Source organism: Arthrobacter globiformis, assembly GCF_003261175.1.
Classification (GTDB): domain Bacteria; phylum Actinomycetota; class Actinomycetes; order Actinomycetales; family Micrococcaceae; genus Arthrobacter; species Arthrobacter globiformis_A.
In genome coordinates this window covers 13911-26631 of sequence record NZ_QLNP01000064.1, presented here as the reverse complement: position 1 = coordinate 26631, position 12721 = coordinate 13911, and the positions used below count along the sequence as shown (strand labels likewise).

Here is a 12721-nt window from a genome sequence, read left to right as displayed (position 1 = left end):
TAAAAGAAAAGGAGTGTTATCCGGTGACTTGAGCGGATTTTGGTCGGAGTCCGGCCCGCGGAGATCGGGGCAGGCTCTAGAGAGCCTTGATCATCCGCGTATTGCCCAGGGTGTTGGGCTTCACGCGCGCAAGGTCCAGGAACTCCGCCACGCCTTCGTCATGCGAGCGCAGCAGCTCGGAGTAAACCTGCGGATCCACTGCCGACTGGTCCGCCATGACCTCGAAACCGTGCCGCTTGAAAAAATCCACCTCGAAGGTCAGGCAGAACACCCGCGAAACGCCCAGCGCGGCGGCCTGCTTCAGGAGGCTCTCGACGAGGACGTGCCCCACTCCCCTACCCCGCCAGGCGTCAGAGGCGGCAAGGGTGCGGACCTCTGCAAGATCTTCCCACATGACGTGCAGGGCGCCACAGCCGATGACCTCGCCGGCCGCCGACTCAGCTATCAGGAACTCCTGCAGGCTTTCGTAATAGGCCACCGTCTCCTTGGCCATCAGTATCCGCTCTTCCGCCAGCGGCGCCACCAGTTTCTTGATGGCAGCCACATCGCTGGTCCGGGCAGGGCGAACGGTGAAGGAGTCAGTCACAGCCCCCATCTTACGGCGACGGCCCCGGTCGCCTCCGGCCCCGGGGTCAGAGGCCCAGATCCGCCGGCAGCTCGATGTCCGTGCCGAGGACGTTCCTGGCCAGGAAGTGTTCAACCACGCCGTACCAGACCTTGGCGTGCTGCGGCTGCAGGATCCAATGGTTCTCGTCAGGGTAGAAAAGGAACCTGTGGCTGGTCTGCCCGTTCTCGTCCGACGCGAGCTGGGACTTGGAGAGCAGCTCGTACCAGAGCCGCAGGCCCTCCCCAATGGGCACCCGGTAGTCCTTGTCACCGTGGATGACCAGCATGGGGGTCCGGATCTTCTCGACGTGCAGGTGCGGGGAGTTCTCCAGCGCCATCTCCGCCGTCATCTCCTTGAGCCAGTACTGCGACGCGTCAGTGGTGGGCCCGAACTGGTCCAGCGCCCAGAGGCTGGCGTGGGTGACGATCGCTTTGAAGCGGTCCGTCTGCCCGGCCACCCAGTTGGCCATGTAGCCGCCAAAAGAGCCGCCCATCGCGGCAGTGCGGCTTCCGTCGATATCCGGCCGCTGCACCACGGCATCCGTGACGGCCATGAGATCCGTGAACGGCGCCTTGCCCCAGCTGCCCCAGCCCCGCTGGATGTACGACTGGCCGTAGCCGGTCGACAGGGCGGGGTCCGGCAGCAGGACAGCGTATCCCCGGGCGGTGAGCAGCCACGGGTTCCAGCGCCAGGTCCAGGCATTCCAGGATCCCAGCGGTCCGCCGTGGACCCACAGCAGCAGCGGCGCCGGGCTCTCTGCGGAGGCACCGGCCGGCAGGGCCAGGTAGGCGGGCACGCGGGTGCCGTCGGCAGCCGTCGCCTCAACCCGCTCCAACGACCCCTCGGTCTGCGGCCGTTCCGCCGGGGACGGCAGCCGCGTGACGTCCCCGGTGGCGAGGTCTATCCGGACAGGCTCAGCGGGGAACTCGTACGAGCTCCGCAGCGCATAGGCGCTGCGGCCGTCGGGTGAAACCACGACGTCGGTGTAGGCCGCCGGGTCCGGCGTCACCCGGGTGACACTCCCCCGGGCGGCACCTCCCGCAACGCTGACGCTGAAAACGGGCGACGCGCCGTCGTCGTCTGCCGTGACCAGGAGGGCAGAGCCGTCCGGGAGCCACGCTTCCGGGTGGGGCCAGCGGTCCCACTCTTGTGCCAGGGGCTGCAGGTCCTCGGGACCGGCTTCCCCGGAGACATCGAGGAGATGGAGCTTGACCCGCGGTGCCTGCTGCGGCGTTGTGTCGCTTTCACTGACGACGGCGAGCAGGCCGCCGTCGGGGCTGACCGGGCCGGGAAAGTAGTTCATGCCCTCCTCGTCGAGGAGGACCCGCTGGGTGCCTGTCGCGACGTCAACGGCGACGAGGACAGAGCGCAGGTCCGCCTTCGGCAGCGGCTTCGCCAGGCTCGTGTAGATGGTCTTTCCGTCCGGGCTGACCACCGAGACGGCCTCCCGGAGACGGGAGCCCGCCTCCGGGGTGAGATTGCGAAGGGTGAGCGGCGGTGCGCTGTCCACGGTGGCGGGCTTGCCGGGTTCCGGCCCGGGCCCCGGCTCCACCGAGAAGAGCCGCGGCTGGGCAGGACCGAGGTCCGCGTCCCAGTACCGTACCGGATACTCGCTGTGCAGGATGGCCGCCACCTTGTTGTCCTTGCGGCTCTTGCGGCGCTCGGCGTCGGCCTCCTCGTCGCCGGAACCGGCAAGAACGGACGCGGTGACGAAGGCCGCGTTGGCGTCCCTGGCCGTCATGACCTTGTCCACGCCGCCGGCCCGCGACAACACCACGCGGGCCTCGCCGCCATCTGCGGGGAGGACCCAGAGCGCACTGACGGGATCGCCGTCTGACTCCTTGGCCGGATCCGGCTTGTCCGGATCCGGCCGGGCGGACGTGAAGTAGACGTCGCCGCTGGCCGCGAACGCAGCGCCGGCTTCGCCCTTGGCGCTGCGGGTGATCCTGCGGGCCTGCTTCCCGCCCGCCGGGTCCAGCTCCCACAGCGCCGTGCCGTATTCGGTGCCCTTGGTGTTCAGCGTGGCGACCGTGGTTACCAGCCGCTGGCCGTCGGGGCTGAGGGCCAGGCCACTGACGCGCGGGATCGCCAGGTAGTGGTCGAGGTCGTGGAAAGGGGTCGCCGGTTGCTCACGCAGGATCGCCGCATCTTCAGTTGACATGTGCCGATTCAACACCTCCCGTGTGCTGGATCACAGGAGGGTTCACTATTGGTGAACCAGTACATGCGGCACCTCCTTTGCATACCGGAGCACAAGCAGAAGGCCCCGCCGGCTCCCTTTCGGGAGCGGGCGGGGCCTCTTGTTGCTGGAGTGCGGCTGGGCGCCGGGCGCCCGTGCTAGGCGCTCGGGGCGATTTCCGGGATGCGGGGCTTGGCGTTGCCCGCGAAGGTGAACTTCGCGTCGTCGCCTTCGCCGTCCACATCCACCACCACGATGTCGCCCGGGTGCAGCTCGCCGAAGAGGATCTTCTCCGAGAGCTGGTCCTCGATCTCGCGCTGGATGGTGCGGCGCAGCGGCCGGGCACCCATGGCGGGATCGTAGCCGCGGGTGGCTAGGAGCACCTTGGCTGTCTTGGTCAGCTCGATGCCCATGTCCTTGTCCTTGAGGCGCTTCTCCAGGCGCGTCACGAACATGTCCACGATCTCGATGATCTCGTCCTGCGTCAGCTGCGGGAACACCACGACGTCGTCAACACGGTTGAGGAACTCGGGGCGGAAGTGCTGCTTGAGCTCCTCCGTGACCCGGGCGCGCATCCGGTTGTAGCCGGTCTGGGTGTCCGTGCCGGACTGGAAGCCGGTGGCGACGCTCTTGGAGATGTCCCGGGTTCCGAGGTTCGTGGTCATGATGATCACGGTGTTCTTGAAGTCCACCACGCGGCCTTGGGAGTCGGTCAGGCGGCCGTCTTCCAGGATCTGCAGCAGCGAGTTGAAGAGGTCCGCGTGGGCCTTTTCAACTTCGTCGAACAGGACCACGGAGAACGGGCGGCGGCGGACCTTCTCGGTGAGCTGCCCGCCCTCTTCGTAGCCGACGTAACCCGGAGGGGCACCGAAGAGGCGCGACACCGTGTGCTTCTCGGAGTACTCGGACATGTCCAGCGTGATGAGGGCGTCCTCTTCACCGAACAGGAACTCCGCAAGGGCCTTGGCGAGTTCAGTCTTGCCGACGCCGGTGGGGCCGGCGAAGATGAACGAACCGCCCGGACGCTTCGGGTCCTTAAGGCCTGCACGCGTGCGGCGGATGGCCTGGGACAGCGCCTTGATGGCCTCGTCCTGGCCGACGACGCGCTTGTGCAGCTCGTCTTCCATCTTCAGCAGGCGCGAGGATTCTTCCTCGGTCAGCTTGAAGACCGGAATGCCCGTGGAGTTCGCGAGGACTTCGGCGATCAGGTCCTCGTCCACCTCGGAGATATCGTCCATGCCGCCGGTCTTCCAGTGGCGTTCCTTCTCGGAGCGCTCCGTGATGAGCTTCTGCTCCTTGTCGCGCAGCGCGGCAGCACCTTCGAAGTCCTGCGCGTCAATCGCGGACTCCTTCTCCATCTTCAGCTCGGAGATGCGCTCGTCCATCTCCTTGAGCTCCGGCGGAGCGGTCATGCGGCGGATGCGGAGACGGGCTCCGGCTTCGTCGATGAGGTCGATTGCCTTGTCCGGGAGGAACCGGTCCGAGATGTAGCGTTCGGAGAGGTTCGCTGCCGAGGCGAGGGCGCCGTCGGTGATGGTGACGCGGTGGTGCGCCTCGTAGCGGTCCCGCAGGCCCTTGAGGATCTCGATCGCGTGCGCAACCGAGGGCTCCTTGACCTGGATGGGCTGGAAGCGGCGCTCGAGGGCGGCGTCCTTCTCGATGTGCTTGCGGTACTCGTCCAGCGTGGTGGCACCGATGGTCTGCAGCTCGCCGCGGGCCAGCATCGGCTTCAGGATCGAGGCCGCGTCGATGGCGCCTTCGGCGGCACCGGCACCCACGAGGGTGTGGATCTCGTCGATGAAGAGGATGATGTCGCCGCGGGTGCGGATCTCCTTGAGGACCTTCTTCAGGCGCTCTTCGAAGTCACCACGGTAGCGGGAGCCGGCCACGAGGGAGCCAAGGTCCAGCGTGTAGAGCTGCTTGTCCTTGATGGTCTCCGGCACGTCGCCGCGCACGATCGCCTGGGCCAGGCCCTCGACGACGGCGGTCTTTCCGACGCCGGGCTCGCCGATCAGCACGGGGTTGTTCTTGGTGCGGCGGGAAAGGACCTGCATGACGCGTTCCATTTCCTGCTCGCGTCCGATTACAGGGTCCAGCTTGTTTTCGCGGGCAGCCTGCGTCAGGTTCCGGCCGAACTGGTCCAGCACAACAGAGCCGGCGGGGGTGCCCTCTGCCTGGCTCTGGCCGACGCCGGCGCCGGTGGTCTCTTTGCCCTGGTAGCCGGAGAGCAGCTGGATGACCTGCTGGCGGACCCGGTTCAGGTCGGCCCCGAGCTTCACCAGCACCTGGGCCGCCACGCCCTCACCCTCGCGGATGAGTCCCAGCAGGATGTGCTCCGTGCCGATGTAGTTGTGGCCGAGCTGCAGGGCTTCGCGCAGCGAGAGCTCCAGCACCTTCTTTGCACGCGGCGTGAAGGGGATGTGGCCCGAGGGAGCCTGCTGGCCCTGGCCGATGATCTCCTGCACCTGCTCGCGGACGCCGTCGAGCGAAATGCTCAAGGACTCAAGAGCTTTGGCGGCAACGCCCTCACCCTCATGGATCAGACCCAAGAGGATGTGTTCGGTACCAATGTAATTGTGGTTCAGCATGCGTGCCTCTTCTTGGGCAAGCACAACTACGCGACGGGCACGGTCCGTAAATCGCTCAAACATTTCGCCACACTCCTAGCTACGACGTACTTTGATGCTACGTGGGGGAACCCTGACTTGGGGAGCTTGTTCGCCACAGGGGAAACCGTGGGCCTTGCGCAGGTCCACGCAGCTGCCCTACCAGCCTTGCGGCGCAATGCCGGTGAAGGCTGTGAATACCATCAGGCTGCCACCCGGCGGGCAATTACCGTTTCGCCTGACAGGGTGTTGGAAATCACCCGGAACGAAATGCTCCAAAGGCCCGGATTAGCGTGCACATCGAATACCCGCTTGGGTCGGTCCCGAATAGCGGCGGTTCTGTTTAATGCGGACGGCAACGGCCCGTTAAAGCGCAGCGCCCCCGTCAACCGGTGGCGCCGCACATATGATCGGAACGTTTTGTGCACTAACTGGCTGTCAGGGCACCGCGCTAGGAATTGGCCTTTTGGTAGGCTTCCTGGATTTCTGCCTGAATACGGCCGCGCGCGTTTACGGTGTAACCGTGATCCCGCGCCCACTGGCGTATCTGGGCAGAGTCCTGGTTGCGGCCGCCCGATGCCTTGGCGCGGGCAGGCCGGCCGCCGGACGTTTTGCGGCCCGCTGAAACAAAGCGTTCCAGCGATGACCGCAGTTCTGAAGCATTGTCCGAGGACAGGTCAATTTCATAACCGACGCCGTCCAGGCCGAAGCGAACGGTTTCGTCCGCAGATCCCCCATCCAGATCGTCCACAAGGACGATATTGACTTTCTGTGCCATCAAAAATCTCTCTTTTGGAAAGGACGTGTAATCAGATAAGCAGGATGTATCCACCTGAAGTATCTCCCCCAATAAGGGAACGCGTCAAAACACGCAATGGTTCCTTGGGGATAACTCGTGGTATTAAAAGTCGCCTGCTATTTGTCTGATTCAGTCGGCGGCTCGGGAGAATCATCTCCGGCTGCCGCCTGCGCGTCGGCTTCAGCCTGTGCGCGGGCTTCGGCCTGGCGTTCGGCCTTGTCCGCGTTAAAGATCGACTTCATGGCGAACCAGAAGATCAGGCCAACCACCAGCGAGGGCAGCAGCACGGCGACATAGTCCATCATCAGTGGCCTTCAGGCTTGAGGAGCGGGAAGAGAATTGTTTCGCGGATGCCGGCGCCGGTAAACAGCATGACCAGGCGGTCGATGCCCAGGCCGATGCCGCCCATCGGCGGCGCACCGTATTCCAGGGCGCGGAGGAAGTCCTCGTCCAGCTGCATGGCCTCGACGTCCCCGGCGGCGGCGTGCCTGGACTGCTCGGTGAGGCGTTCGCGCTGGATGACCGGGTCAATGAGTTCGGAAAACGCGGTGCCGCGTTCCATGCCGCCGATGATCAGGTCCCAGGCCTCAATCAGGCGGCCGTCTTCCCGGTGCGGGCGGGCCAGCGGCTGGGCGGATGGTGGATAGTCGTAGACAAACGTGGGGTTCAGCAGGGTGGGTTCCACGATTTCGCCGAAGAGCTCCACGGCTAGCTTCTCGGCGTCCCACTTGGGATCGACCTTGACATCGTGCTTCCCGGCTACGGCGCGCAGCTCCTCGACTGTGGTGTCCGGGGTGATCTCCTGGCCCACCGCCTCGGAAAGCCCCGGGTACACGGCCACCCAGGCCCAGTCGCCGTCGAGGTTAATCTCCCCGGCTTCGGTCTGGAGAACGCGTCCCGCACCCACGGCGTCCGCGGCGTCCAGGATGATCTCCTTGATGCGCTCGGCCATGACGAACTGGTCCGCCCACGCCTCGTAGCACTCAAGCGTGGTGAACTCCGGGCTGTGGGTCGAGTCCACGCCCTCGTTCCGGAACACGCGGCCCATGTCATAGACGCGGTCGATGCCGCCTACCACGGCGCGCTTGAGGTACAGCTCGGTGGCGATGCGCAGGGTCATCTTCTGGTCGAACGCGTTCATGTGCGTCTCGAACGGCCGGGCCAGGGCACCGCCGTGGACCAGCTGCAGGATGGGCGTTTCCACCTCGACGTAGCTGTGCCGGAACAGGGTCTCGCGGATGGAGCGGGTGATGGCGGCACGGGTGTAGACCATCTCGCGGGCCTCGTCCCGGACCATCAGGTCCACGTAGCGCTGGCGGACGCGGGTTTCCTCGTTGAGTTCGGCGTGCAGCACCGGCAGCGGGCGGAGCGCCTTGGAGGCCATGGACCAGGACTCAGCCATGACAGAGAGTTCACCGCGGCGCGAGGAGATGACTTCGCCCCTGATGAAAACGTGGTCGCCCAGGTCAACCAGGGCCTTCCAGTCGGCGAGGGCCTCTTCGCCCACGTTCGCCAGGCTGAGCATGGCCTGCAGCCGGGTGCCCTTGCCGTCGGTGCCGCCTTCCTGCAGCGTGGCGAAGCACAGCTTGCCGGTGTTCCGGACGAACACCACGCGGCCGGTGACGCCGACGACGTCGCCGGTGGTTTCGTCGGCCTGCAGGTGGGCGTACTTTTCGCGGATTTCGCTGAGCGAGTGCGTGCGCTCAACACCCACCGGGTACGCCTCCGACCCGCGTTCGATCAGCTTGGCGCGCTTCTCCATGCGGATGCGCATCTGTTCGCTGGCGTCGAGCGGTTCTGGGGCGTTCTTGGGGGCGGGGGTGTTTTGGGAAGTCACAGTCATCAAGTTTACCGGGACTTCCCGCCTGGGAGTTCGGGACTTCCCACCTTGGAGTTTTTGTCCAGATATTCGGCCTTCCGAGGCCACTTGGGCACGATATCCAGACAAAAACTCCAAAGGGGGTGGGGCATAGACTCGGGCTGTGGAGACCTGGACAGTTGAGACGGACGACGACGGCAGCCGCCTTGAGGTGCATTCCTTCAGGCCCGCAGCGCTCACCGGTGCCGAAGGAAGTAATTCTGGTGGCAGCACCTCCACAGACGGTGACGCGGCCCCAGTGACGGCACCCGGCGTCGTCGTTATTCACGGAACACTGGTGACCGACGCGCTGTACCGTCCGTTCGCCCGCAACCTGAGCCTCCTGCTGAGCCGGCCGGTGCACTGCTACAACCGCCGCGGCCGCGCCGGTTCCGCGCCGCAGCCGGACGACTATTCGGTCAAGACCGAGATCGGGGACCTGGCCGCCGTGATGAAGGCAACGGGCTCGGAGGATGTGGTTGCGCACAGCTTCGGCGGCTTCGTGGCACTCCAGGCGGCACGCGACATGCCGCTGCGCAGGCTGGTCACGTACGACGCCGCGGTGTCCCTCTCCGGCAACCTGCACCACCGCTGGCGGCCGGAACTGGAGCAGGCCGTGACGGACGGGCAGCTCAACCACGCCTGGGCGCACCTGGTGCAGGGGCTGGCCACGGCCGGTCCGCTGTCGTACCTGCCCCTCGGCGCGCTGCGAATGCTCAGCATCATGTCAGCCCGGACGAACGTCGGCGCGGAAATGCGGGAGCTGCTGCCCACGGCCGTCAAGGAAATGCGGGCCGTGCTCGACGCCGACGCGGAGCTCGCCGACTTCACGCAACTGGCCACCCCAACGCTCATGCTCAGCGGCGGCTGGAGCCCGGGATACTTCGCCGACACCGGCCGGCAGCTGGCGTCGGCCGTGCCGTCTATCGACTTCGCGGTGGTTCCGGGCCAGCTGCACGAGGGACCGATACGGCCGGGCAAGCGCCTGGCCATTCGGATCGCCCGCTTCCTGAACGGCACCGACGGGACCATCACACCGCAGAGCAAGAAACGCCGGCGCGGGTAACCGCCGGCCGTCGGCAATGGCCGGCTGTCGGCACGCCCCGGCCTCCGATAGGCTCGGAGCATGACTCGCGAGATCATCAGCACACCTGACGGCGGCAAGCTTGAGCTGTTCAGCACGGGCGCTGAGTTGGCCACGGCCGGCTCCGGCGTGGTTGTGGTTACGGCCTCCATGGTGACGGCGGCGGACTACACCCGCTTCGCGCAGAAGCTCAGCGCCTCCCTCGGACGGCCGGTGCACACATTCAACCGCCGCGGCCGGGGCGCCTCCTCCGAGCAGGCCGGCGACTACACCCTGGACGTTGACATCCGCGACCTCGATACAGTCATGAAGCACACGGACAGCACCGACGTCTTCGGCCACAGCTTCGGCGGGGCCGTGGCCATCCACGCGGCCAGAACCCTGCCGGTGGAGCGCCTCGCCGTGTACGACCCCGCGGTCTCCGTCAACCACAGCGTCACGGCCAACTGGACCACGGAATACGAACGGGCGACGGCGACCGGCGACGACGACCGCGCCCTCGCCGTCCTGCTCCGCGGGCTCGAGGCCGAAAGCGCCTTCTCCTCCCGCATGCCGCTGTCCATGATGACCCTCGCCAACAAGCTCACGGCGGGAACCACGGTGGGCAAGCAGATGCGCGAAATGATGCGCACCGGCGTGCGGGAGATCAAGGCGATCATCGCGGCCGACATGCCGGCCGAACCGTTCCTGGCGCTGCCGCTGGAGACGCTCATCATCGTGGGCGAGAAAAGCCCGGCCTACTTCGGCGTGGCCTGCGGCCAGATCCACGACGTCCTCTCCGGCTCCAGCTACACCATCCTGCCCGGCTTCGGGCACGACGGCGTCAACCGCGCCCCGGACAGACTCATCACCGAGCTCAGCGACTTCTTCGCCGGCTAACAAAGCAACGCGGGGTCACTTCGCGCCCAATTAACCCTCCGGATTGGGCGCGAAGTGACCCCGCGTTGCTCTTAATGTGGCGCTAGCTAGTGGGCCGCGGGGGCCCCTTCGGCGCCTGCTGACTTCCGCATCATCGTGGAGAGGACGACGGCGGCAACGGCTATGACGGTTGCCGTCAGGAACGCTGCGTTCATGCCCGCAACGAGGCCGGAGCCCGCCGAAACGACTGCGAAGATGGACACGAGCAGCGCCGTGCCCGCCGCGCCGGCCACCTGCTGCAGGGTACTCATGATGGCCGAGCCGTGCGAGTACAGGTGCGGCGGCAGCGGGTTCAGGCCGGTGGTGAACGCGGGCGTAAAGAGCAGCGCCAGCCCCAAGCTGAGCCCGACGTGCAGGGTGACGATCCACCAGACCGGAGTGCCGGCGTCGAGCATCGAGAACTGCCACAGCGTCAGGACCATCAGCGAGGATCCTGTGACCGTGAGCGGCAGCGGCCCCACCTTGTCGAACAGCCGGCCGATAACCGGGCCGAGCAGGCCCATGGCAAGGCCGCCGGGCAGCAGGGCCAGGCCGGTCTCGAGGGACTGCAGGCCGCGGATTTCCTGCAGGTACAGCGGCAGCAGGATCACGGCGCCGAACAGGGCCACCATGGCCACCACCATCAGCAGCACGGAGACAGTAAACATCCGGAAGTTGAAGGCCCGCAAGTCCAGCAGCGGGGCCTCGGACTTCTGCAGCCGGAGCTGGCGGAACGTGAATGCGGCAAGGCCGGCGACGCCAAGAACCAGCGCCACCACGGCAAGCGTGCTCGGGCCGCTGCTGCCGCCGTGGCCGCCGCCGATCTGGCTGAGACCGTAGACAAGGCCGCCGAAGGCGGGGACGGTCAGCACCACGGAGAGGAAGTCGAGCCTGGACTTCTCGGTCTCGCCGACGTTGGTCAGGAACTTTGCGCCGATGGCCAGTGCTGCCAGCGCGATGGGCAGCACGAAGATGAACATGAAGCGCCAGGAGAAGTGCTGCAGGATGAACCCGGAGACGGTGGGCCCCATGGCCGGTGCTACGGAGATGGCGATGCTGACGTTGCCCATCACGGCGCCGCGGCGGGCCAGCGGCACCAGTGTGAGGATGGTGGTCATCAGCAGCGGAAGCATGATGGCGGTGCCGCCGGCCTGGATGATTCGCGCCAGCAGCAGGATCTCATAGCCGGGCGCAGCTGCCGCCAGCGCCGTACCGCCGGCAAACAGGCCCATGGCCAGGAGGAAGACGGATCGCGTGGACAGCCGCTGCAGGATGAATCCGGTGGTCGGAATCACCACCGCCATGGTCAGCATGAACCCGGTGGAGAGCCACTGGACGGTGGGGGCATCTACGCGCAGGTCCACCATGAGCCGCTGCAGGGCAACGTTCATGATGGTTTCGTTCAGGATCACCACGAAGGTGGCCACCAGCAGGGTGACGATCACCGTGACGGACTCGCGGGACATCCTGTCCGAGGGCCGTACTGCGGCCGGGGCCGGTGCTGCGGCCGGGGCTGCAACGGGAGCGGCCGGCTCCTGGGCAGGTTCGCCAGACGAATTGGACGTGACTTTGGTAGACATGGCGAGGCCCTCAGGGTGTTGGAATTTGTGGCTGGCGGTCAGCGCCGCTGCAGACTCCAACAGTGTAGTGGCCGGACCCATTCCCGTACACGGGATTTAGCCGGCGAGATTCAGGTCACCGGGGAATTGAGCGCCGGCCACGTTGTCCGTCAGGAGCTGAGCGGCACGTTGTCGATCAGCCGCACGGCGCCCACCCTCGCGGCAACCAGCGCCAGCCCTTCACCGCGGAAGGGTGTCTCGTGGCAGTTCTCGGCGAGCGGCTCCAGCGCGGCGGGGTCGACGACGTCGAGGTAGTCGAGCCGGACCAGGGGCTGGGACTCGATCAGGGCCCGGGCCGAACCGATATCAAGCGGCTCGTTCGCGTTCGCCCGCTCCTCAATGAGGCGCAGCGCGCGGGACAGGACCAGCGCTGCCTCGCGCTCCTCACCGGAAAGGAAGCGGTTCCGGCTGGACAGCGCCAGCCCGTCGGCGTCGCGGGCGGTTGGCACGGCAACGATCTCCACGGGGAAGTTCAGGTCGGCCACCATGCGGCGGACCAGGGCCAGCTGCTGGGCGTCCTTCTGCCCGAAGTAGGCGCGGTACGCCGGCAGCCCTCCGCCCGAGCCGGCAACGAAGGCGCGGCTGCCGGGCAGGCCGGTGCCGGGGATGCCCAGGTGCAGCAGCTTGGCCACCACGGTGAGCGCGCCGTCGAAGTGGCCGGGCCGGGAGGCGCCCTCCCATTTGTCCCCGAGCGGGCCGGAAGTGATCCTGACCATCGGCGGGCCGTCGGGGTACATCTCCTCGACCGACGGCGCGAAGACCAGATCCACGCCCTGCTCCTCGAGCAGCGCCATGTCCGCCTCCAGGGTCCGCGGATACCGGTCCAGGTCCTGCGGCTCGCCGAACTGCAGCGGGTTCACGAAGATGGAGGCCACCACTACGTCGTTCTGTTCGGCGGCGGTTCGCGCGAGCCGCCCGTGGCCCGCATGCAGGGCGCCCATGGTGGGCACGAGGCCCAGGGAGGAGCCGTTCTTTTGCGTCAGCAGCAGGCGGCTTTGCGCACGGAGGGAGTCTGCCGTCGTTACGAGTCGGATTGCCATGTCAGTGTCCTCCCTTGGCCCCGTGGCCGGTT

At 66.6% G+C, this 12721-nt stretch carries 10 protein-coding genes; 2 read left to right on the top strand and 8 right to left on the bottom strand.

Annotated elements, in window-relative coordinates:
* Nucleotides 1-76 precede the first annotated feature (76 nt).
* The 6 genes from DBZ45_RS07070 to lysS all read right to left on the bottom strand — a co-directional run bounded on the left by DBZ45_RS07070 (nt 77) and on the right by lysS (nt 8034).
* Nucleotides 77-595: an amino-acid N-acetyltransferase gene (locus DBZ45_RS07070; RefSeq protein ID WP_194717972.1), complete on the bottom strand. Its 519-nt coding sequence runs from the start codon at nt 593-595 to the stop codon at nt 77-79.
* A 37-nt stretch (nt 596-632) separates the two neighbouring features.
* The gene (locus DBZ45_RS07065) at nt 633-2768 is read right to left on the bottom strand and encodes a S9 family peptidase (protein ID WP_111903218.1); all 2136 of its coding nucleotides are present in this window, start codon (nt 2766-2768) and stop codon (nt 633-635) included.
* Between the two features lie 176 nt (nt 2769-2944).
* The gene (locus tag DBZ45_RS07060; protein ID WP_111903217.1) at nt 2945-5437 is read right to left on the bottom strand and encodes an ATP-dependent Clp protease ATP-binding subunit; all 2493 of its coding nucleotides are present in this window, start codon (nt 5435-5437) and stop codon (nt 2945-2947) included.
* Nucleotides 5438-5843: 406 nt separating this feature from the next.
* Complete coding sequence (locus tag DBZ45_RS07055; protein ID WP_111903216.1) at nt 5844-6170, bottom strand: histone-like nucleoid-structuring protein Lsr2; 327 nt, start codon at nt 6168-6170, stop codon at nt 5844-5846.
* A 137-nt stretch (nt 6171-6307) separates the two neighbouring features.
* Nucleotides 6308-6493 carry a hypothetical protein gene (locus DBZ45_RS07050; RefSeq protein WP_111903349.1) on the bottom strand — a complete coding sequence of 62 codons (186 nt, stop codon included), beginning with the start codon at nt 6491-6493 and terminating at the stop codon, nt 6308-6310.
* 2 nt (nt 6494-6495) lie between these two features.
* Nucleotides 6496-8034, bottom strand: a complete 1539-nt coding sequence (lysS, locus tag DBZ45_RS07045) for a lysine--tRNA ligase (RefSeq protein WP_111903215.1) — start codon at nt 8032-8034, stop codon at nt 6496-6498.
* Nucleotides 8035-8173: 139 nt separating this feature from the next.
* On the opposite strand from lysS, the gene DBZ45_RS07040 reads away from it, so the two are divergent.
* Nucleotides 8174-9115, top strand: coding sequence for an alpha/beta fold hydrolase (locus DBZ45_RS07040; protein WP_111903214.1), 942 nt, complete (start codon nt 8174-8176; stop codon nt 9113-9115).
* A gap of 60 nt (nt 9116-9175) precedes the next feature.
* Complete coding sequence (locus tag DBZ45_RS07035) at nt 9176-10012, top strand: alpha/beta fold hydrolase (RefSeq protein WP_111903213.1); 837 nt, start codon at nt 9176-9178, stop codon at nt 10010-10012.
* An 86-nt stretch (nt 10013-10098) separates the two neighbouring features.
* On the opposite strand, the gene DBZ45_RS07030 is transcribed toward DBZ45_RS07035, so the two are convergent.
* Both DBZ45_RS07030 and DBZ45_RS07025 read right to left on the bottom strand, forming a co-directional pair.
* A complete protein-coding gene (locus DBZ45_RS07030) occupies nt 10099-11610 on the bottom strand; it encodes a DHA2 family efflux MFS transporter permease subunit (RefSeq protein WP_111903348.1) in 1512 nt (503 codons plus the stop codon).
* 149 nt (nt 11611-11759) lie between these two features.
* Nucleotides 11760-12689 (bottom strand): 4-phosphopantoate--beta-alanine ligase, encoded by a 930-nt coding sequence (locus tag DBZ45_RS07025; protein WP_111903347.1) that lies wholly within the window; start codon nt 12687-12689, stop codon nt 11760-11762.
* Nucleotides 12690-12721: the final 32 nt, after the last annotated feature.

Excerpts from the sequence above, each read along its gene's own strand:
- DBZ45_RS07070 (WP_194717972.1), bottom strand. The coding sequence starts at position 595 with ATGGGGGCTGTGACTGACTCCTTCACCGTTCGCCCTGCCCGGACCAGC.
- DBZ45_RS07065 (WP_111903218.1), bottom strand. The coding sequence starts at position 2,768 with ATGTCAACTGAAGATGCGGCGATCCTGCGTGAGCAACCGGCGACCCCT.
- DBZ45_RS07060 (WP_111903217.1), bottom strand. The coding sequence starts at position 5,437 with ATGTTTGAGCGATTTACGGACCGTGCCCGTCGCGTAGTTGTGCTTGCC.
- DBZ45_RS07055 (WP_111903216.1), bottom strand. The coding sequence starts at position 6,170 with ATGGCACAGAAAGTCAATATCGTCCTTGTGGACGATCTGGATGGGGGA.
- DBZ45_RS07050 (WP_111903349.1), bottom strand. The coding sequence starts at position 6,493 with ATGGACTATGTCGCCGTGCTGCTGCCCTCGCTGGTGGTTGGCCTGATC.
- lysS (WP_111903215.1), bottom strand. The coding sequence starts at position 8,034 with ATGACTGTGACTTCCCAAAACACCCCCGCCCCCAAGAACGCCCCAGAA.
- DBZ45_RS07035 (WP_111903213.1), top strand. The coding sequence starts at position 9,176 with ATGACTCGCGAGATCATCAGCACACCTGACGGCGGCAAGCTTGAGCTG.
- DBZ45_RS07030 (WP_111903348.1), bottom strand. The coding sequence starts at position 11,610 with ATGTCTACCAAAGTCACGTCCAATTCGTCTGGCGAACCTGCCCAGGAG.
- DBZ45_RS07025 (WP_111903347.1), bottom strand. The coding sequence starts at position 12,689 with ATGGCAATCCGACTCGTAACGACGGCAGACTCCCTCCGTGCGCAAAGC.